Annotated in this window: 13 protein-coding genes and 1 pseudogene; 5 read left to right on the top strand and 9 right to left on the bottom strand. The window is 40.9% G+C overall.

Going from position 1 to position 22643, the window contains the following annotated elements; genetic code table 11:
* Window positions 1–22: 22 nt before the first annotated feature.
* The gene (locus ACFE90_RS20090) at window positions 23–3667 is read left to right on the top strand and encodes a response regulator (protein WP_375503610.1); all 3645 of its coding nucleotides are present in this window, start codon (window positions 23–25) and stop codon (window positions 3665–3667) included.
* Between the two features lie 44 nt (window positions 3668–3711).
* On the opposite strand, the gene ACFE90_RS20095 is transcribed toward ACFE90_RS20090, so the two are convergent.
* From ACFE90_RS20095 to ACFE90_RS20105, 3 genes are read right to left on the bottom strand one after another with little or no spacing between them, the layout of a single operon-like run.
* The gene (locus ACFE90_RS20095; RefSeq protein WP_375503588.1) at window positions 3712–4416 is read right to left on the bottom strand and encodes a Uma2 family endonuclease; all 705 of its coding nucleotides are present in this window, start codon (window positions 4414–4416) and stop codon (window positions 3712–3714) included.
* A gap of 54 nt (window positions 4417–4470) precedes the next feature.
* Window positions 4471–5364, bottom strand: coding sequence for an ABC transporter permease (locus ACFE90_RS20100; RefSeq protein ID WP_375503590.1), 894 nt, complete (start codon window positions 5362–5364; stop codon window positions 4471–4473).
* A gap of 55 nt (window positions 5365–5419) precedes the next feature.
* The gene (locus ACFE90_RS20105) at window positions 5420–6505 is read right to left on the bottom strand and encodes a PotD/PotF family extracellular solute-binding protein (RefSeq protein ID WP_375503592.1); all 1086 of its coding nucleotides are present in this window, start codon (window positions 6503–6505) and stop codon (window positions 5420–5422) included.
* A gap of 422 nt (window positions 6506–6927) precedes the next feature.
* Here ACFE90_RS20105 and cruF point away from each other — a divergent pair, with 422 nt between their 5' ends.
* Complete coding sequence (gene cruF, locus ACFE90_RS20110) at window positions 6928–7839, top strand: gamma-carotene 1'-hydroxylase CruF (protein WP_375503594.1); 912 nt, start codon at window positions 6928–6930, stop codon at window positions 7837–7839.
* Between the two features lie 154 nt (window positions 7840–7993).
* A complete protein-coding gene (gene cruG, locus ACFE90_RS20115) occupies window positions 7994–9226 on the top strand; it encodes a 2'-O-glycosyltransferase CruG (RefSeq protein ID WP_375503596.1) in 1233 nt (410 codons plus the stop codon).
* A gap of 54 nt (window positions 9227–9280) precedes the next feature.
* On the opposite strand, the gene rnhA is transcribed toward cruG, so the two are convergent.
* Window positions 9281–10189 carry a ribonuclease HI gene (gene rnhA / locus ACFE90_RS20120; protein ID WP_375503612.1) on the bottom strand — a complete coding sequence of 303 codons (909 nt, stop codon included), beginning with the start codon at window positions 10187–10189 and terminating at the stop codon, window positions 9281–9283.
* Between the two features lie 665 nt (window positions 10190–10854).
* Between rnhA and ACFE90_RS20125 the strand changes: the two genes are divergently transcribed.
* Entirely contained in the window at window positions 10855–11589 is a 735-nt protein-coding gene (locus ACFE90_RS20125; protein ID WP_375503598.1) for a hypothetical protein, read from the top strand.
* A gap of 109 nt (window positions 11590–11698) precedes the next feature.
* Here ACFE90_RS20125 and ACFE90_RS20130 read toward each other — a convergent pair whose 3' ends face one another.
* A complete protein-coding gene (locus ACFE90_RS20130; protein ID WP_375503600.1) occupies window positions 11699–13900 on the bottom strand; it encodes a CHASE2 domain-containing protein in 2202 nt (733 codons plus the stop codon).
* A gap of 152 nt (window positions 13901–14052) precedes the next feature.
* Window positions 14053–14337, bottom strand: a complete 285-nt coding sequence (locus tag ACFE90_RS20135; protein WP_375503602.1) for a hypothetical protein — start codon at window positions 14335–14337, stop codon at window positions 14053–14055.
* A gap of 774 nt (window positions 14338–15111) precedes the next feature.
* Between ACFE90_RS20135 and ACFE90_RS20140 the strand changes: the two are divergent.
* Window positions 15112–18750: pseudogene (locus ACFE90_RS20140) on the top strand (PAS domain S-box protein); the annotation flags it as partial.
* Between the two features lie 22 nt (window positions 18751–18772).
* On the opposite strand, the gene ACFE90_RS20145 reads toward ACFE90_RS20140, so the two are convergent.
* From ACFE90_RS20145 to ACFE90_RS20155, 3 genes are all read right to left on the bottom strand, one after another.
* Window positions 18773–19816 (bottom strand): aliphatic sulfonate ABC transporter substrate-binding protein, encoded by a 1044-nt coding sequence (locus tag ACFE90_RS20145; RefSeq protein ID WP_375503604.1) that lies wholly within the window; start codon window positions 19814–19816, stop codon window positions 18773–18775.
* Between the two features lie 301 nt (window positions 19817–20117).
* Window positions 20118–21155 (bottom strand): aliphatic sulfonate ABC transporter substrate-binding protein, encoded by a 1038-nt coding sequence (locus tag ACFE90_RS20150; RefSeq protein WP_375503606.1) that lies wholly within the window; start codon window positions 21153–21155, stop codon window positions 20118–20120.
* A 214-nt stretch (window positions 21156–21369) separates the two neighbouring features.
* Window positions 21370–22458, bottom strand: coding sequence for a sulfonate ABC transporter substrate-binding protein (locus tag ACFE90_RS20155; protein WP_375503608.1), 1089 nt, complete (start codon window positions 22456–22458; stop codon window positions 21370–21372).
* Window positions 22459–22643: the final 185 nt, after the last annotated feature.

Raw genomic sequence — 22643 nt, forward strand, 5'->3', positions numbered from 1 at the left:
CCCCACTCCCTACTCCCCACTTATGATCACAGATAGCCAAGGTCGCGAACAAGGATACATTTACTTTCTGGCTGAAGCCCCAGAATTAGTACAAATTATTGAACAAGAACTATTTAGCTTATCGGAAGATTATAGCACTGCTAAAATTCATAATTTAATGCGGGCTACTCATACACTTAAAGGTGGTGCTGCTAATGTTGGGCTAGAAGTAATTAAGATGATAGCCCATTTTTTAGAAGATGTATTTAAGGCTCTATATAATCCAAAAGTGGTAGTTGATGCCGAATTACAAACACTTTTGTTACAAGCTTATGAGTGTCTTAGCATAGCATTAAATACCGAATTAATCGGCAGTACTGTTAATGATGACGAATTGCTCCATCGAGCAACTTCAGTGTTTGCACAGTTGCAAGACAAGCTGGGTGATGCATTTGGTGCTGAGACTCATATTCCCACTTCTGAAGAATTGGGATTTGATATTGTCCAGTCTGTTTTTGAAGTAGGAGTAGAGCAACGTCTAAACAGTATTGCTGAAGCTGTTAACAATCCACCAAGTCATGACGAATTTATCGAGTTTTTACACTCTCAAGCTGAGGTGTTTCTCGGTTTAGCGGAATCTCTAAATTTATCTGGATTGGGAGAAATTTCTCAAACAATTCTGTTAGCGCTGCAAGCAAACCCCACTCAGGTGCAGCAAATTGCAGAAATTGCCCTTGCAGATTTGCAACAAGCACAAAAATTGGTATTAGAAGGCGATCGCACATCTGGCGGAAAAACTTCTCCAGCTTTACGAAAACTCACGACAGTGGCAAATAATGAGTTATCTGAAGAATTACAAAATAATTCAGAAGAACAATTTTACCAATTTATCACTACATCTGATAATAATAAAAACCAATCATTAAAGCCAACAACTGCCAAATTTTATTTAAAAGTCATTCGTTACATTTTTGGCTGGTTTAATCACGAAATCAAAATACCAAAGTCAGAGCTTAATTTTGATTTAATGGTTCCCAGATTAGAAAAAGAAAATTTACTTAATTATATCGATAATTGGTTAAAGAACTTTCTTTATTTTGTTCAAGAGGAAGAAGATAGTCAAAGCCTTTCTATTTATCGACATGGGATAATTTTAATTATTTTATTTGCCGTTACAAAGTTTCAGCATTCTGTTGAAAAATCTGATAGCTACATCTCAGTCATTAAAATATTACAAAACCGAATTCATAGATTAGCACAAGAATATAAAAACTATCCTCCTGTTACTAGTAAAGAGAAAAACTGGCTTGATAATCCCAAGTTACAAACGCTTTTAGTTATTAAAGAAATACTTAATGGTTATTCTCAAACAACTGAGAACCTACTAGAAGCAATATGGGGAGAAGAAGCTAGCGAAAACTTTACACAAGTGGTGACAACCACGAATGATGATTCTTCAGTAAAGCTTGATTCATTAACTGTCAATGAGTCGGGAGTTATAAATGTTCCTGAAACGGCTATTGAAGTCGTGCCTGATTTACCTACACAAATCAACAAAGAAATAGAAGATAAATCAGAGTATGTTCAAACTAAAAACTTTCGCCAACCTTCATTTATCCGAGTAGATACAGAAAGACTGCAACACCTCAATTATCTAGCTGGGGAATCGTTGATTTACCAAAAACGGCGTAGTTTGCAAGATGAACAAGTCAAGGAAATAATTGACCAATTAATCCAGCAACTCACTAGACACCAAACAACTTTAAATGAATTACGTGATTTACCATTACAAATACAAAATATTGCTTCACAACAAACGCAAAATTTTGCAGTGAATTTTGACTCTTTAGAAATGGATGTATATACAGATTTCCAGATGACATTGCACGAAGCAATAGAAGAGACACTGCAACTACAAGAAACCACAGAGTCTCTTGACTTGCTTGTGACGCAAGCTGCCCAAATTAGTGACAAACAAGAAAATTTAACTCTTCATATTATAGATAGCTTAGTAGAGGCACGAATGTCGCCTTTAAGTAATATCCTGAATCGCTTCCCCCACATGGTAAATAAGTTGGGGAATGTTCATGCCAAACTTGTAGAATTGAAACTTAGTGGTACTGAAGTACTAGTTGAGAAAGCGATCGCAGAAAAGCTGTACGATCCTTTGTTACATTTAGTACGTAATGCTTTTGACCACGGTATTGAATCTCCGCAACTTCGCCGAGAGCTTGGTAAACCAGAACAAGGGTTAATCGAAATCCGCGCCTATCATCAGGGTAGCCAAACTATTATCGAGGTTCGGGATGATGGCGAGGGATTGAATTTAGACAGAATTCGCAGAAAAGCAGCTGAATTTTATCCCATACAAAGTGAAGAAAAAACTATCACCTATGCTTCTAATCTGGCTGAATCTGAATTGTTAGATATGATATTTTCACCTGGATTTTCTACTGCTGCTAAAGTAAGTGAAATCTCTGGGCGTGGTATGGGGTTAGATATCGTGCGGACTCAGATGAACGCACTTAATGGTTCCATTTCAGTTCAATCCTTACCCAACCAAGGAACAATATTCATACTCAAAATTCCTTTTTCTATGACTACCGAAAAATTAATGCTAGTTCAAGCCAAAGGTGTTGTATATGCCCTTCTTTTAGACAGTATCGAAAAAATATTGATTCCCTCTGAGCAGCAGATTAAAGAAATTGAAGGTACAAAAGTCTTACATTTGAATACAGACGATGATGAAACTATGGTCAGCCTCCGTCAACTTTCAAAGTTGATTAATTATAATGATTCATGCTTTAATAGTGCTACTCCATACAACACATTAAGTACTCACGACCCAAGCATAGCGAAAAATCCCGTACTTTTGCTACGACGAAATCAGGGAAGGTTTGCTTTAGAAGTTGACCAAATAATTGGTGAACAAGAACTGGTAATCAGACCTTTAGGAAATGCGATCGCACCGCCAAAATACATTTATGGTTGTAGTAGTTTAGCTAATGGTAATCTCATCTTAGTGATTGATGCTTCATTGCTGGTATCTAGCGAACTTCAACAAACAACACTTGATGTGATGGCGCTACCAGTACCTTCTTTGTCAAATAAAAAAGCCTTAGCGATATCAGGAGATACTTTTTCATCTACACCATTACTTGCTGCATCTACTTCCACAACAACTATAGAAACCCAACCCAGTTACTCTCAAGAGCCAGATTATAACTCACCAAAAGAAACCCAACCCAGTTACTCTCAAGAGCCAGATAATAAATTACCAAAAGTTGTTTTAATAGTAGATGACGCAATTAGTCTGCGCCAAACTATCTCTCTCACACTGCAAAAATCTGGTTATCAAGTAATACAGGCTCAAAATGGTGTAGAAGCTTTAGAAAAGTTACACTTACATCCAGAAATACAAGTTGTCATCTCCGATTTAGAGATGCCACGAATGAATGGTTTTGAGTTGTTGGGTAATTACCGTCAATACCCCAATTTAGCAAAAAAACCTGTAATGATTCTCACATCTCGCAGCGCTGAAAAACATCGCCAGCTTGCTCAAGAATTGGGTGCAAAGGCTTACTTGACTAAGCCTTATTTAGAGCATGAGTTTCTTTCTAAAATTAATGAGTTAATTAACAGTAATACAGATGATTTAAACCATTTAGTCACTGTGGCAAATGACTAATAGCTCTTGCGTAGCGGTTTTATATTTTAAGAAATGCGATCGCCTTAATTACTAGGTAGATTATTTGGATCTACACCTAGAGAACGTAAATACTGCGCTAACTGTTCAGCCCTTTGTCGCTGCTGTTGTGCCTGTTCTGTATCTGTCAAATAGCGATTTCCTTGTTCATCATACCAACATAAAAACTCCTGTTGTATCCCGGCAATTACAGCTTGGTGTCGCCCAATACCTAACCCCACTTCTGGCATCAAATAAGGTTCACCTATTTGTAGTTGGTAGTTTCCATCTATTAACTTATACACTTCAAAGGGTTGATGTTGGTCGCGTTGCCAAAACTCAGGGTTATAAATTACGTAGTACAATACACCAAGTTTTCTGTATATATCTAGCTTCTCGTCGTATTCACCTCCTGGGGTGTGGGATACCATTTCTAATGTGAATATTGGAACTACTCCATTTTCTTCCCAAACCGCGTAACTTTTGCGTGATTTGCCACCCTTTTTCCGTTCTACTCCCACACTTAAAAAAGCATCTGGCACTACAGGTACTCTAGAATTTAGTCCTGTGGTGTGATATAAACCCATATCTACCCCGAAGTACCAATCCATGCGATTTGCCCAAATGGAGTTGAGTAAGAAGAGTAAAATGTTAGGCAAAAAATTTTGGTCTTCGTTATCCACTGGCGTATCGTCTGAACAGGGAAGTTCATCAGTAGTTGGTAACGCATTTTTGAGATCAGGTGAGAGCATAACCGTTGTCTCGCTGACGTTTGATGCCCTTATTATAAGTGAGTGACAGAAAGTTTAGCGTTTAGGTGCAGTCTCACCAAACTTAATTAAAAGTGCGATCGCAATACTAACAAGCAAAATTAATGTCATACTCAAGGCTGAACCAAATCCCCAATTTTGCGTTGCTCCCAGAAACTGGTTATAAACTAACCGCGCCGCCGTCATACTAGAAGCACCACCAAGTAATTCTGGATCGACAAAATCCCCCAAGCCTGTGATAAATACAAGCATAGAAGCAGCCGCAATTCCAGGAAAAATTTGCGGTACAGTTACTTGCCAAAAAGTTTCCACCGGATTTGCACCTAAATCAGCCGCCGCTTCTAGCAACCGCTTGTCTAGCTTTTCGAGAGAAGCATATAAAATCAAAACCATATAAGGTAACAAGCTGTAACTCATGCCAATAAATACAGCTTGACTCTGGTTAAGTAATTCCAAAGTAGGCAAGCCTAAATTGCTGAGTAAACTGTTCAATAAACCAGTAGGACGAAGAATTGTAATCCAAGCGTATGAACGAAGTAACGAGGAAGTCCACAAAGGTAAGACAAAGCCTAATAGCAGCAAATTTCGCCAACGCTGCGGCGCTATCTGAGCAATCCAATAGGCGACGGGGAAGCCCAAAATTAAACAAATTATTGTAGTGCCAAATGCAAAAAATAGCGATCGCACAATTACTTGTACATAAAGAGGGTCAAATATTCTAATGTAGTTTTTTAATCCGTTAGGATTGACCAAATCTCCTGGGCGGATGTCTGCAACTAAACTTAACTGGAAAATTATCAAAGTTGGCAGCACTAACAAAAGTAATAACCAAATCCCAGATGGTGCAAGTAATACCAAAGGTTGCAGCCAATTCGCTAGTGGGCGATGCAATTCTTCTATTTTGGAAATATCACTTTTTTTAAAATTCACTACTTATAACTCCTAATTCCTGTACAGACGCGATTAATCGCGTCTTTTAACTATTTTAGCCACTAGTTAGTTGTGTCCAATAGCGATCGTAAACCTCTTCAAATTCTCCTACAGGAGTAACACGTTCACAATTTGCTAAAAGTGCCTCTGAAGGAAATAAATTAGGATTATTTTGGATTGTTTTTGGCAATTGCTCAAATCCAGCACTATTAGGCGTAGAAATATTCAGACGTTGACTGATTTGGGCTGCTAATTCTGGTTGCAAAATCATGTTAATCCAAGCATAGGCTCCAGCTAAATTGGGGGCTGTTTTAGGAATTACAATAGTGTCTGTCCATAAAGAAGAACCACTGCGAGGAATTACATATTTGAGTTTAGGGTTTTCTTGAGAGATTCTTACCGCATCTGCTGAATAGCACATTGCTAATAGTAAATCTCCTGCTAAAATTTGATTTTGCCAAGCGTCTGTGTCAAAACGTGCGATCGCAGGTTTTAGCACTTTCAACTTTTCATAAGCTTGTTTGATTTCTTGTTCATTTTTTGAATTGTAAGAGTAACCTAGCATCCGTAACGTTGCCCCCATCACTTCTCTAACATCATTGAGCAAGGTCATCTGCTGATTAAGTTGCTTTTGGTTTTGCCAAAGGTAATCCCAGTCTTGTGGTGCATCTTTGATTTTTTCAGAATTATAAAGTAAACCTGTTGTCCCCCAGTTAAAAGGAATGCTATATCGGTTATTGGGGTCATAGCTAGGATTCTGAAACCGGGGGAATAAATTCTCTAAACCGATTAAGCGATCATGATCTATTTCTGTTAATAAACCTTTGTTTACCATCTTCTGCACCATATAATCAGATGGGTAGATGATGCTGTAAGTCCCACCGCCTCCAGCTTGCAATTTAGCCAGCATGACATCATTGGAATCATACACATCTGCTAGCACTTTCATACCGGTTTGGGTGCTAAAGGTTTTCAATAATTGGTTATCAGTATATTGCGTCCAGGTAAAGATATAAAGTTGGTCACGTTGACCCGAAGTATTAGAATTAGCACGTACTTCAGCTAGCCTCCAGCCACAACCAGCTAAAGATAAGCCAGAAAGCCCTGCCACCCCTTTTAAAAATTGGCGTCTGTTAGTCATTAAGTTAGAAGCTGTTTATCAACAACCTCTAGATTACGGTATACTTAGCAGCCCCTGCCGTGATTTTTAGGGATAAATGTATTAATCTTCACACTTACTGTAGGGCTTTCTTAATCTCTGATGCTTGTCCTGCCTCAACGAAATACCTATATGGAAGGAGTTGTTCATCATACGTGTATCAGTGGGACAAGAAACCAGGAGTTTTTGCAGATGAAATTATGTAGATTTTGACTATATAGCTTAGACTAGTAAATCTATATAATATTTTTTATAGCTTCAATCAATAGGCTGTTATGCTCTTCCCAAGAAAGCCAAACAAGTTTGTAGAGAATTGCGGCACAAAGTAGTTAAATATGTTGTTAAAGATTTGTAAACTGTTAGCAGCCGAGTAGCCGCGTGTCACATCTTGTTAAGGAATTATCATGAGACAACTTGTTATTGCTGAACGCGTATGCCTGATTGGTCATATCGTGTCAAAAGCCTTTGGACTGGTAGGGATGCTACTGGTCGTACCTAATGCCGAAATAATTTTAAATTTATCGCAGGTTGGAGAAACTGCCATCCAGTTAAGTATGGCAGGTGGCGGTGTAGTTGATATCATCTTGGGGACAATAGCTGTCTCTATTTATGCCTACCGGACGCTGGGATTGGGAACTTGGCTAGCATTTATGCTGCCAGCTATGTTTATCTCTTTGGGAAGTGAACTACTGGGAACCAGCACAGGTTTTCCATTTGGTGATTATAGCTACTTGAGTGGCTTGGGTTATAAGATTGCGGGGCTAGTTCCTTTCACAATTCCTTTATCTTGGTTCTATGTTGGGCTGTCGTCTTATTTAATTGCGAGAACTGGTTTGAAAGTGGCACAAAAACCCAGTTGGGGACGCCATATTGCGGCTATAGCCGTTGGTGCTTTACTCTTCACTTGCTGGGATTTTGCCCTTGAGCCAGCGATGAGTCAAACTTCTCTACCTTTTTGGTATTGGGAACACCCAGGAGCTTTCTTTGGCACACCTTACCAGAACTATGCAGGTTGGTTTGGTACTAGTGCCCTGTTTATGAGTGTGGCAGGATTGTTGTGGAGAAACGCTTCGATTAAATTAGAGCGATCGCAACTTAATCTACCCTTAGTCGTTTATTTAACTAACTTTGCCTTCGCCGCCGGACTAAGCTTGGCCGCTGGGTTCTCCATCCCAGTGTTGCTCGGTTTATTCCTTGGTGTGGCTCCTGCTGTGGCGCTGTGGTTAAGCAGTTCAACCACTCCTACTCCAGTTGCTGTTGAACCAGCAAGCAAGGAAGTCTCGGTGGCAAGAAGCGTTAAAGTTGCCTTGAAATAAGCCTATAGATTGGGGAGTGGGGAGGCAGGGGAAGAAATCAATTCAAAATTCAAAATTCAAAATTCAAAATTAAAGAACTTCTGCCTTCTGCCTCCAGAAAGAACTGCCTCCTATGCCGAATGCCCAATGCCGAATGCCCAATGACTAATGACTAATGACTAATGACAACGCTTTGATGGTAGAAAGCGCCATCTGTCTTTTATTGCTAATTATCCAAGTACCAGCAACGGCGATTCTATTTTCGCGCCTGCTAAAGGGGCCAAGACGGCTTCCTCCAATAAAACCGCAACAGCCGACACTGGAGCTTTTGGGTAAAGTTAGCGTCGTCGTTCCCACGCTGAACGAGGCGCTTCGTATTAGCCCGTTGTTAGCTGGTTTAAGCCAGCAAAGCTACGAAGTTCGGGAAATTATTGTTGTAGACAGCAAGTCTGTTGATGGTACACCCGACTTGGTAAAAGCGACACAGCAGAAAGATCCTCGCTTTCGCGTGATGACAGATGACCCCTTACCCTCTGGTTGGGTGGGGCGTCCTTGGGCGTTGCATAACGGTTTTCTATTTAGCTCTGAGGGTAGTCAGTGGTTTTTGGGGCTGGATGCTGATATTCAACCCCATCCTGGTTTGGTTGCTGGCTTGGTGAAAACGGCCGAAGCACAGGGCTATGATCTCGTTTCCCTTTCACCCCAGTTTATTCTTAAATATCCAGGAGAGTGCTGGCTACAACCAGCTTTGTTGATGACTTTGCTTTACCGATTTGACCCTGCTGGTATCAATACAGAGCAGCCAGAACGGGTGATGGCAAATGGGCAATGTTTTTTGTGTCGCCGCTCCGTTTTAGCTGCTGTGGGTGGCTATAGCAGTGCGAGTGGTTCTTTTTGTGATGATGTCACTTTGGCGCGAAATATTGCTGTTCAAGGGTATAAGGTGGGCTTTTTAGATGGCGCAAAGGTGCTAAAAGTACGGATGTATGAAGGGGCGATGGAGACGTGGAAGGAATGGGGGCGGAGTCTCGATCTCAAAGATGCAACTTCTCGTTCGCAGTTATGGGGAGATTTATGGCTACTCACATCTGTTCAAGGTCTACCTCTTTTAATAGTCCTTACTTTTTTGTTGATTTCTCTCCCACTCTCGTACTCGCTACAAACGGGATTAATCGCGTTTCTACCCACTCCCCCACTTCTTCTGCTAGGACTGAATTTATTCTTGGTGGTAATTCGCTTTGCTATGCTAATTGCGATCGCACCTTCCTACGATCGCAAAAGCGCAAAAGGCGGCTGGTTATTCTGGCTTTCCCCTTTTGCTGATCCCCTAGCTGTGCTACGAATCTTCTTATCTGCGTTCCGCAAGCCACGCGAGTGGCGGGGACGGAAATATAGTGGTGAGTTATGAGTTATGAGTTATGAATTTTCAACTCCTCACTCCTAACTCTAAACTCCTAACTCCCTACTCCTCTTCACCTCCTAGTTGATCCCCCCGTTCCAGTTCCCAAAGAATTTGATTTCCTTCACGGCGTACCCGTGACACTATCCAGTTTCGCCAGCGCCATTGATCTCCCCGACTGGTAACAGCGCTGGCGTGGACATCCATCAAGTCTGCTAACTCAGAACTGGTGATTAAGTAGCCTTTTTCTGAAATTTCGTCGGCGATACGCAGAGTTTCGACCAAACTGCGGAGTTGCGAAACCCTCATTTCTGGCGGTTTTTCATCGATTGCGGCCGCAGTTGGCCCAGTAGATGGTTCCATAACGGTTATTTCTGGTGCAGAAGTACTGATTTCTTGCGGACTTTGGTTAATTATTCGAGAGTTTTTTTCATAATCAGCTACTTTTGCTACATTTAAGTCATTTGTGGAAGGTAAAGATTTATAAAAATTTGTAGGTGTTAATTGTTGTAGCGAAGGAATTTTACCACTGGCGTATGTACGAGCGATCGCATCACAACGTTCGTTACCTATGTTACCAGAATGTCCCCTAACATGTTGCCATTTTACCTGTTGGGTATTGAGCTCATCAAGAGTTTCCAAAAGCTCTTGATTTTGGACGGGTTTACCATCTGACTTTTTCCAGCCTTTCTTTTTCCAGCCTTTCACCCACTTGGTAACGCAGTTAATTAGGTATTCGCTATCGGTATGAAGGATGATAGGTTGGGTTTGTTGAGATGTTTGCAAAAATTGGAGGGCTGCGATCGCAGCTTGCATTTCCATCTTATTGTTAGTGGTATGAGGGGATGCATCGCCTATTTCGTGGATTGAGCCATCGCTAAAATAGACGACAACTCCCCAACCGCCAGGGCCAGGGTTTCCGGTGCAAGCACCATCGGTGTATATGCTTTGGATTGTGGGTTGAGTGGACATGGTTAGGGTATCGAACCGCAAAGGACGAGGCAGTGCGTTGGGCAGGTTTCCCTTGGAAGAAGCAACTGCCGTGCAAAGGACGTTAAGGCAAGAGTGATTACCTGCGAATTTTTTTAAGAACATCCAGGCTATTATACTGGTTCGCACTCCGGCAACAACGCTCCACAAGAAGGCTGTTATGGGAAAAAATGGTATTTTGCTATTCGATGGGTAACGCTGATGCTCAACCGAACCTACGAATATTCTTAACCGAGGAGTATTGTCATAGGTGTTAATCAGAAATTTGGGAAGATATCCGAAAAACTATAGGCTCAGGATGTAGACATAAAGTGTTAGTTTTTTGCTCATTGTGGTTTAAGTCATGTGGAGAAACCCACGAAAAACCAAACTCTCTTCCTGATGCTCTTAGGGGGAAAATTCCAAGTCTCTTTTCTAAAAAGAGAAAGACTTAGAGAAAGGTTTTCCAGATACCGTGAAAAGTAAAGTGTTATCAGTTCTGCAATAAGTTGAGCTAAATATCTTCAATTATTCCAGAGATAATAACAGAGTAATAAGCTTTGTCATTTTTCGATGTAACTAGCTATTTAATTTTTGAAACCTACTTGTGAGCAAAGCAATTACTTACTCTCAAATAAAAGTCAATTATATTCATAGAAGAATGTAGTATGAGTCAGAAAATAATTGAAACCATTAAAAATTCTTTTCAGCCTAAAGTCAGCAATTTCGTCAACATTGGCTTCAGGATAATAAGTATTTTGGTTTTAGGTTACTTATTTATTATTCCAGCTAAAGGACTTGATAAAAACCATAGATTAGATACAACAGAAGTAGGACTTTTAACAATTGTATTATTGTTAAATTCTTCAGTTCTTGAAAGAATAGAAAAATTACAATTTGGTAGCAATGGAGTAGAATTGAACCTAGTACATAGTAAAATTAAAGCTAATATAGAGGCTAATCAAAAAGAGTCAAAAGCTTTAGCTTTACTAGGAACTTTGATAGAAGATGATGAAAACCAAAGAAAGTTTTTTGACTACTTGCTAGACGATGGAGAGCGAACAACTCTGGAAAATTTATTTAATGCTGAAAAAGAGCAAAGACAGTTTCCGTATAAAAAAGAACAAGCGTGTGAGCAAAGATTGAGACATTTACGAGTATTAGGCTTTATTGAACCTTTAACAAATTATCAAATTAACGAATTGCCCCCCCAAAGCAATTTAAGAGACTATTTTAAGCTTACTTGTACTGGAAAAATATGTCTGGCTTTAGGTTCTAGTTCAATTGCTCCACAAGACATATTACATCAATGTGAAAGTGACTGTCATTGCCACAAAATCTTGACTCAAATTATAGAAAAACAAGGTCAATATGGGCTAAAGATGAATAGCATTAATAACTAAGTAAGTGGGTTAAATTAAATATAAAACCTCACCCTGCCTCCGGCTTCCCTCTCATTACTAAGGAGAGGGATTGAAGGTGAGGTTTTATCTTATATTTGATTATACCTACCTACTTAATACGTTTCAAATCTTGTAAAACTGCGGCGGCTGATTGATAGCGATCGCTAAAATGATAGCAAACCATTTTATCTAAAATCATCGCTAATTCTTCACTTACTTGCACCGTTTGCCGCCACATAATATTACCCGTTTCTGGATCTGGGTGGAGGTCTTGGGGTGGTATCCCAGTTATGGCTTGAATGGCAATCATTCCTAAAGCGTAAATGTCACTGCATAAGCGCGGATGACCGGCAAATTGTTCTGGAGGTGCATAACCCCGCGTCCCGATGGCTACTGTGGCTAATTCTGTTTGTTCGCTACTTGGCGGTTGCATCAATTTGACAGCACCAAAGTCAATCAATACCAAGCGATTATCTTGAGCGCATCTAATAATATTAGTCGGTTTGATATCACGATGAATCACTCGATGCTGGTGAACAAATTCTAGAACTTCTAAAACTTGTTTAAGCATCTCGTTCACAAATGATTCGTTCTGCACATTCTGCACAGGTGGTAATTCTTCACTTAGGGTATGTCCCTCGATATATTGTTGAATCAAATAAAATTCTTGGTCATCTTCAAAATAAGCAAGCAGTTCGGGAATCTGATAATGTTTACCCAAAGATTCTAATATTTCAGCTTCACTATTAAACAACCTACGAGCAATTTGCAAAAATCGTGTATCTTGACGGGCTGGCATTAACTTTTTAACTACGCAAATCGGATTACCTGGGCGTTGAGTATCCTGTGCTAAATAAGTGCGACCAAATCCACCTGCACCAAGAACTTGAGAGATTTTGTAGCGTCCACCCAAAAGCAAATCACCTGATTTTATTTCTGGTGAATCAACTGGGGGAGGAAAGTCAAGATAGGAGTCGGGAAGTGCGGTTTTATCTTCTAAGAGTACATTTAATTGAGCGATCGCTTCTTGTTGTTTTTCAACTTGCAGAATAATTACCTGAGTTTGTCGCTGATTTTGGTAGCTAGTATAAGCAATTACAAAGATACTACTAGTCGCCAAAGCGAGGCCAGAGGGAACTAATGGTATCCATCCGCCTTGTAAAAACAAAGCAACGCAGATTCCTACTAAGCCAAGTAGAGTTGTGCCTCCCACCACTAGCAACAGCAACGGATTTTGCCACCGCCATGCTATAATTCCACCTAAAAGCGACCAGCCCCACACCCAAATAAGTTCCGCCCAGTCGGGCCAATACCAAATTAGAGGTCGCCCATTCAACACTGTACTGATGAGTTGACTTGCTATCTGTGCATGAATAAATAGAGGAAGCATTCTGGCTGGCTGATCTGGCAAAGCGCTGTATGGTGTATAAAAGCTACTCTGAGGGAAATTAGCTGCTGTAGTGCCAATAATTACAAGCCGATCTTTGACTAAATTGGGGTTGACTTGACCACTGAGGATTTGTGTGAGGGTTACTTGATCGGCGATGCTGTTGGGATGACGATAATTTAATAATATTTGATAGCCATCTGTATCCAGATGTTCGTAACTACCGGAATTAGCTTGTAAACGCGGAAAGAGAATTTTACCTAACTGAAAATCTCCTTTATTTGTGAACTGGTATTCAATGCCTTGTTTTTCCAGATAATTAATTGCTATGAGCGCACCAAATGCAAATGATGTTGTACATTTTTTGTCTGGAGAGTACACAAATAACAAACTGCGGCGGAGAATTTGGTCGTTTTCAGTGTCAGCAACCACATTGCTAAACCCAACATTATCTATAGGAAAATTTGGCGGTGGTGGGATTTCATCTTTACCCAAGGTGTTGAACAAACAGGTGCTGACGATGTTATCTTGATTTTGCAAATTAGCCGCCAAATAGTTGTTTTCTGGTTGGAAAAGATATAAACCAACAATTCGCGGTTGATAAGACTCTATTTTCTTTAACAGCTGATTGATTCTACGATCTGATATAGTCCCTTTATCTTGTTTAAGATCCTCGTCAGTGATTTTTACTAGCAAAATCCGCCGTTCAGGTGCTTCTGGTGGACGCGATCGCAACATCTGGTCATAAACTCTCAATTCCCAAGGCTGCAACCCTTTAAGTTCACGAACTCCCCAGATCAAGGCGGTAACTCCTACACTGGTAACTAAAATCATTTGCAACCAGCTTTTGCTCTTAGAAGTTTCACGGGAATCCTGAACTTTGACAAAAGGCACACGGAATTTTTCTAATAGTCTACTAATCACGGCGTTGCGGCGGTAGCCTGAATTGGGTAGATGTTGCAGGCGCAGAAGTTAGTTTTCTGACTCTAGGTTAAAAGCTAATCAACCTGAGCTTCTCTATTAATGTAGCAGTTTACTTGCTGCTTAGAGACTAGATAAGCGATTACCCTATGCAGCTAATCATCCGTTTGAGATGTTTGAGCATCTTCAACAGGACTGGCAATTGGGAAAGAAATAGGATTAGTAGATGGGGTTAGTGAATCTAACTCTGATTGTTCGAGTGATGCTTCAATGCTTGAATCATCAAAATAGGAGTCAAATATCTTATCATAGTTAGAAGCAACAGCTAAAAAAGCGCCACCCAAAATATAGATAGGTAATGGCAAATTAAATTTTTTTAACCAGTCAAACAGTTCCGCCAAAGCAAACAGCACTAAAAAGCAGGCAAGCCAAACCCTCATGTTTTCATTCCCTAGATTGAAACAACTCTATTACTAGCTTAAATAGGTTGCCTAATAGTTTATGTAGAACATAATCACCAACTTACAACCTCTATAACTCTAGATAGATGTAGTGAGAGTTATAGCATCTGCTATATTCCAATATCTACTATAAAAATAAAAATATATTTAGCTTATGCCTGCAATCGAACAGCTAGGGATTGCATAGTTAGTTCGTTAGACTCGGCAGTACCTCAAACTTCCACAGGTAAAACTGGCAACGATATTAGGGGTTTCGTTCCACAGTATAAACCAATGGAAAAACGGATGGACACGTCGCCGGATTTTTGAAACCTCAGGTATCTCGATTGAGAAAGAAAATTTTCCCCTTGTTAAAGATTTAATTGATCATCTAAAAGCTCAAGAGGTTACAGATTTGCGGCAATATTTGGGCGAACAGGAGCAAGTAAAAGAAAATCTGCGCCATAGTGAAGCACGCTACCGCTCACTGGCAGAAGCAAGCGCATCCATCGTCTGGAGCGCGGGGCCTTGGGGCAACGTTGTTGAGGAGATTCCGACTTGGGAGGCGTTCACTGGGCAAAGTCCCGAACAATATAAAGGATGGGAGCAACGCGATTTTGTGAGGTGCTAAAAATTAGGGGTATAAATGACCTGTTTAATAGTGCGATCGCAGCGAAATCCCTGTTTTTATTGAGAATCTAGCTATGTAACTGAGAATTAAACACCGATCTCACTTTTTCGCGTTGCTCCCATAAAGGATGGGGTTGGGTTGACGCACTGCACCCAGATGACCGTACATCTGTAACTGCTATTTGGAGACAGGCTTTTTTTGGACGCAGCGTTGCAGTTGCCGAGTATCGTGTTCTGCGGCATGACGGCGAATACCGTTACATGAAGATACGCGGTGTGCCTATACTTGATGAAACAGGCGAAATCGAGGAATGGGTAGGAATGTGCGTAGATATCAGTGAGCGCAAGCAAGCTGAGGCAGAACGTGAGCAATTACTGGCGCTATTAAAAACAGAACAGACTCGCTTGGTTGAAGCTAACGTTCTACTTGATACCCTCTTCAATAACGCACCTATAGGTATTGGTTTATGGGATGAGAAATTAAGATATGTTCGATTGAATGACGCTTTAGCTGAAATTAACGGTCTTCCCCAAGAGGTGCATATCGGTAAGACCGTCGCCCAAGTGCTACCAGGGGTAGATTCTGCGGTCATGGAAGCTTTCCACCATGTGATGGAGACGGGAGAATCTATTGCCCAAGAAGCCAGTGGAGAGACACCCGCCGCGCCTGGAAAGCTGCGACACTGGTCGGTGAATTACTATCCGATTAAACTACCAGGTGATATCACCTGGGTGGGCGCGATCTGTCAAGAAATTACTGATCGTAAGCAAGCAGAAGTCGAGCGTGAACAACTATTTGAGCGAGAGCAAGCGGCTCGTGTTGAGGCTGAAGCTGCCAAAGAGCAAGTTACCAAAATTTTAGAAAGTATCACTGATGGCTTTCTTGCCTTTGACAGTGAGTGGCGCTTCACCTACCTCAATCATCAGGGAAGCAAAACTTTAGGGCGTTCCTGCGAGGATTTGCTCGGAAAAAATTTGTGGTTAGAGTTTCCAGAACTGGCTAATACTAGCTTTGGTCAGCTTTATCAAAGGGCAGTTGCTCTAGGAATGCCGCTTGAGCTTGAAGATTATTACCCACCCTTTGATGCATGGTTTGCGGTTCGCGCCTATCCTTCATCTACAGGCTTATCAGTTTATTTCCGTAACATTAATGTACGCAAGCAGGCAGAGGCAAAACTGCGCGAGAGTGAGGCGTGTTTTCGGCTGATGGCTGAGAATTCAACTGATATTATTTCACGCCATACAGTAGATGGAATTCTTCTGTACATTTCACCAGCTTGCTACACAGTATTGGGGTATCAACCAGAGGAACTAGTAGGTAATCACAGCCAGGAGTTAATTCACCCTGACGATTTGGCAGAGATTGCCAGGAATTATCCAGTCAATGCCAATTTACCAGATATTTATACTACTACTCACCGTGCTCGTCATAAAGACGGACATTATATTTGGTTGGAAGCAACTATTCGAGCTATCCGCGATCGCCAAACTAAAGAAATTTTAGAGATGCAAGCGTCTTCGCGGGATATTACAGAGCGCAAACAGATAGAGGAGGAGCAGCGTTTTCTAGCTGAAGCTAGTGAGATTTTGGCTGTATCATTAGACTACGAAACAACCTTAGCCAGTTTAGCGCGTTTGGTAGTGCCTGAAATAGCTGATTGGTGCTTAGTTGATATTATTTGTGACAATCAATTAGTCCGCCGGGTTACAGCAGCCCATGCCGATCCAAAAAAACAAGAATTGGTAGAACAGTTACAAAATTATCCACCTGATTTGACACTAAAAAAAGGTATTGCTGAGGTAATAGAGACAGGCAAATCACAAATTACTCATTTTATTTCTGATGAACAGATACAAGAGATAAGCCTTAATACCAGTCATCTAAAAATTTTGCAAGAACTAAATCCTACATCTGGCATTAGTGTACCGCTCATAGTTCGAGGACGGGTGCTAGGAGCTATGACTTTGGTTTCTTCTTCAGGTAGTCGCTACCCTACCAAAAGCCTAATGTTAGCTGAGGAGTTGGCTCGCCGTGCTGCCGTAGCGGTTGATAATGCTCGACTTTATACAGAAACACAGCAATCTCAACAGGCGGCTTTACGGGCAGCATCTCGCACTGCGCGTCTGCAAGCCATTACCGCCGCACTTTCTGAATCTCTGACTCCGGCACAGGTTGCTGAAGTAATTGTAGAGCAAGGTATGGCAGCTTTGGGAGCTAGTTCTGCTTTAGTAGCACTAGTGACTAATAGCGGCACTGAACTAGAAATTGTCCGTGCAGTAGGTTATGAACAAGAAGCAATGGATTCATGGCGTCGATTCTCTATTCATACATCCGCACCACTGGCAGAAGCAGTACGAACCAAACAGCCTATCTGGCAGGAGCCAACAACAACAAGGGTTGCTCGTTACTCACATCTAGCTCAGGAGTATGCACGGTATAATTACGAAGCTTGGATTTCAATTCCATTGATCATCGAGGGACGAGCCATAGGTGGAATGTCTCTAGCTTTTGCCGAAATTCAGGAGTTTAATCAGGATGATCAACCCTTCATCCTGGCACTAGCACAGCAGTGCGCTCAAGCGATGGAACGGGCCCGCCTATACGAGGCAGAGCAAACGGCACGGGAAGCAGCAGAAAACGCTAACCGAATTAAAGACGAGTTTCTAGCAGTTCTTTCTCATGAATTGCGATCGCCACTCAACCCAATTTTAGGATGGTCTAAGCTACTCCAAACCAAAAAACTTGATGAAAAGACAATTCCTCAAGCGCTGAAGACTATTGAGCGAAATGCTAGGTTACAAGCTCAACTGATTGAAGACTTACTGGATATCTCCCGAATTTTACAAGGTAAACTTAGCTTAAATATCTACCCAGTTGATTTGACATCTGTGATTTCGGCAGCAATGGAAACAGTGCGCTTATCAGCAGAAGCTAAGTCAATTGAGATGCACATCAGCCTGGAACCACATTTGGGGCAAGTTTTAGGTGATTCTGGCCGATTGCAACAAATTGTTTGGAACCTGCTCTCAAATGCAGTTAAGTTTACACCTGCGGGGGGACGGGTTGATATTCGACTCGAACAAGTAGGGGGTAAAGAAATACCAAACCACTCCCCGCTTTATGCTCAAATTATCGTCAGCGACACTGGCAAAGGCATCGATCCTAAGTTTCTGCCTTACGTGTTTGAATATTTTCGCCAAGAGAACAGCAGCACAACCAGAAAGTTTGGTGGACTGGGATTAGGGTTAGCGATCGTTCGTCACTTAGTCGAACTGCATGGCGGGACAGTGCAGGTAGAAAGCGAGGGAGAAGATATGGGGGCAACTTTTACCGTGAGACTCCCTCTGATCCAAAATCAATTAGAGATTAAACAGGAAAATAATGACTCAGAGACATCTTCAAATTTAAATGGTGTCAATATTTTAGTAGTGGATGATGATGCAGATACGCGAGAATTTATTGCCTTCTTACTAGAGCAGTATGGGGCAAATGTGACAGCAGTGACATCAGCAAATGAGGCACTAGCCGCTTTAAGTCGATCCTTGCCAGATATACTTTTAAGCGACATTGGGATGCCAGAAGTGGATGGATGTATGTTCATGCGACAGTTGAGAACACTACCAGCAGAACAAGGAGGGCAAATTCGAGCGATCGCACTCACCGCCTATGCTGGAGAAATGAACGCCAAGCAAGTACTTGCAGCCGGATTTCACAAGCATCTTGCCAAACCAGTAGAGCCAGCCGAATTAGTAGATGCGATCGCCAACTTAATAGCTGAATAAACCTGTCTCTACGGGCTTATCGTTACTTGAGACGAACAGGCGTAATAGCTACATCAAGTTGAGTTGGAAGGGTCGCATCTTTAATATCTATTTTACGGGGAATGATTTTTTCTTGGAAATAAAAGTCAGCAACGCGCTGTTGTTCGGCAATAATGGCAGGTGTTAGTTTTCTCAACCTAAAAGTACGTCGGCGTGCCACCTTTTCTAAAACTGATACATCTAATTTCAGTTCGGGAGCAAAAGCTTTGGCAACTTCAGTCGGGTTTTTTTCAGCCCATTCTCCTATTTTGTCTGCTTCCTCTAAAAATACTCGCACCAATTCGGGATTTTGGGTGACAAATTGACGCCTACCAAGATAAAAGCCGCCGAGAGTGTTAATTCTTGCTGCATTTCTCAGATTACGAATTGGGATGGTTTTTTCCACAAGAGCCAAAAAAGGGTCACTAGCTACCCAAACTTCAACTTTGTCTTGAATAAAAGCGTCACGGGCTTCAGATGGAGTCAAACCAACAATTTGAACATCCTTAATTTTTAACCCCACCTCTTGCAAGGCTTTTGCTAATAAATAGTGTGCATTCGATCCCCTCTGAAAAGCAATTTTCTTACCTTTAAGATCCGCTATCTTCTTAATTGGAGAATTAGCTCTGATTACAATACCTTGGTTTGCACCTTTGCTGGGTGTGCGTCCAGCAATATAGATAACTTCTGTGATACCTGCGGCTTGGGAAAATATTGGCGGTGTCTCTCCCACATTGCCGATATCCACTTTACCTGCATTCATTGCTTCTATTAGTTGCGGCCCGGCTGGGAATGGCCCAACCCAATTTACAGTCACACCTAATGCTTTGAAACGTGGCTCAACAACTTTTTTGACTTTGACAATATCTCCAGAAGTTTGATATGCCAAGTTGATGACTTTAGCAGTAAAACCAGCTTTTTTTTGTGCTTGAGCGTTATTTACTAAGCTACCTATTAAGGGAGTTGATAGAGTAAACAATCCTAAGACAGAAAATTGGATAATGCGTTTTAAAACTGTGCGGCGTTGTGGAATAAATGGTATTTTCATTACTGGAATATTTTAGTTACAAAAAATCGTCAGTCCTAAATCACATATGTAAGGAGGTTAGCGATCGCCTGTTCTTTCCTTCCTTCCTCGATTTTCGCTAATTTATTTATCATCCATCTCAATTAACCAGACAATAGGCTTAACAAGTTGCTCAACTAACTTGTTAAGCCCGTTGTTAAAGGTAAGCAAACTTCTGCTATAGTGTAATAGATGCTTTCAGCATGATTTCGCAAGCATCTTGCCAAACCAATACAGCCACCTAAGTTAATAGCTGAATAAACCTGCCTTTAGGTGCTTATCGTTACTTGATATTATCAGGTATGATAGCTTTATATTGTAGATCAGAAAGAATCCCTTGTTTGATATCAATCTTACGCGAGATGACTTTTTCTGCAAAATAGAAATCAGCAACGCCCTGCTGTTCGGCAATGATCGCAGGTGTAATTTTTCTCAATTTATAAGTACGACGGCTTGCCACCTTTAGTGCAACTGCTGGATCTAATTTCTGTTCATCAGCTAAAATTTTGGCATAATCGCTTGGGTTTTTTTCAGCCGCTTCTCCTACCTTCTCTGCTTCCTCTAAAAACACTCGCACCAATTGCGGATTTTGGGTGACAAATGCACGCCTGCCAATATAAAACCCGTTGAGAGTGTTAATTCCTTTTGCATTTCTCAGATTCCGAATCGGGGTAGTCTTTTCCACAGCAGCTAAAAGGGGATCGCCACCCACCCAGGCATCAGCCTTGTCTTGAATAAAGGCATCGCGGGCTTCAGCTGGAGTCAAAGCAACGATTTGAATATCGCTAATTTTTAACCCTACCTCTTGCAACGCTTTTGCTAGTAAATACTGTGCATTCGACCCTACCTGAAAAGCAATTTTCTTACCTTTAAGATCCGCTACTTTCTTAATGGAAGAATTAGCTTTCACCACAATACCTTGGTTTGTACCATCGGTGGGCGTGCGTCCAGTAAGATAGACAACATCAGGGATGATGCCTGGGCGTGCGGCTTGGTCAAATATTGGAGGTGTCTCTCCGACAGTACCGATATCCACTTTACCTTCATTCAGCGCTTTTATCAATTGCGGCCCTGCTGCGTATGGCCCAACCCAATTCACGGTTACACCCAATTTTTTAAAAGGTTCCTCAACAGCTTTTTTGGACTTGACAATATCACCAGAAGCTTGATACGCCAAGTTAATTACTTTGGCTGTCTGCGCTTGGGTGCTTTGCACAAGGCTACCCACCAAGGAAGATGATAAAGTAAACAGTCCGAGTACTGAATATTGGACAATACGCTTTAAAACTGTACGGCGTTGTGGTTGAAATGGCTTGATCATGAGTTGTGATTTTCCTTGTAAGTTTTAGCTTTTACGTTGTCAGTCTTACTTTCTTTCAGCAAGTAAGATAATAGGAAGTTGCTATTTAAACCTCCTAGAACACCAATTTATGGTTAAAAATTGAGATTATGCTAATTCAGCAAATATCCTTTTGCATTTAGGAAATTGGTATTCTAGTTTGTTTAAAAAAACAAACTTCATATTTGGTTATTCTCTACTTTTCACTTATCAGTGTTGGTGGAGTAATAGCTGCATATTCTTGAGGCGTGAGCAATGCTTCTTGAACATCAATCTTTTTGGGTAATATTTTTTCGTTATAAAATAAATCTGCAACATTTTGTTGAGCTTTCATCAACTCTGGAGTAATTCCTTTTATTCGATAATTAGCGCGTCCAGAAATTATTTCTTGAATGGGTAGATCAATTTTAAGTACCGGTGCTATGAGTTTAGCTACCTCTTTACGATTTGCTTCTGCCCATTGACCGTTTTTATCAATTTCTTCCAAGATAATCCGAAGTAATTCAGGATTTGCCTTAGCAAACTCGCGTGTTCCCACATAATATCCACCTGGGGTTCCAATATTTGTGGCATCTCGCAGTACACGTGCACCGTGGAGTTTTTCTACCAAAGCTAGATGAGGATCACCAGTTACCCAAACTGGAATAGTACCCTGAATAAATGCACCACGGGCTTCGACATTGGGCATACTCAAAACTTTAATATCACTATATTTTAAACCCACTTCTTTTAGGGCTTGGATGATAAAATAGTGAGAAGCAGAACCTTTTTGAAAGACGACTTCTTGACCTTTTATATCAGCTAAAGTCTTAATTGGAGAACCTTTAGGAACTGCGATCGCACTCCCTTTACCTGAAGTAGCAGTAATTCTTCTACCAGCAAGATAGACGATCCTGGCACCAGCCGCTTGGGCAAAAATAGGAGGAGTTTCTCCAACTGAACCAACATCAATTTTACCGACATTCATCGCTTCCATGAGTTGCGGCCCTTGGGCAAATTGCGCCCACTCAACTTTTACACCCAAGGGTTCCAAACGTTTTTCTAAAACTTTTCTCACTCTAACTAAATCACCAGAGCTTTGGTAACCCATTCGCAGCACTTTGGTTTTGAAAGTAATAGTTTTTGTTGCTGCTGTCTCTGCTTTAGCGTCAGTTACATTATTTGTATTATTACTAGGTGAAGTACAACTTATTAATGTGGTAGATAAAGCTAAAAAACCAGGCATTACAAATAATGCAATTTTACTGATTATTGTTGAATTATGTTTTACAGTATTGCTAAACATTTTTTCACTCCAGGCTTAACCAATCTTTTATTAATAGTAAACTAATCAAATTATTCAAAATTTGATTGCTGCTTTTCAAGCTAGTTGCGAATGTTTTTAACTATCAAATGTTGTCTATATATATATTATCTAGTTTCTTCTTCTAAATGAAGTATTTATAAACACTATTTTAGTTAGAATATAAT

Source organism: uncultured Nostoc sp. (assembly GCF_964245445.1).
Classification (GTDB): Bacteria; Cyanobacteriota; Cyanobacteriia; order Cyanobacteriales; family Nostocaceae; genus Nostoc.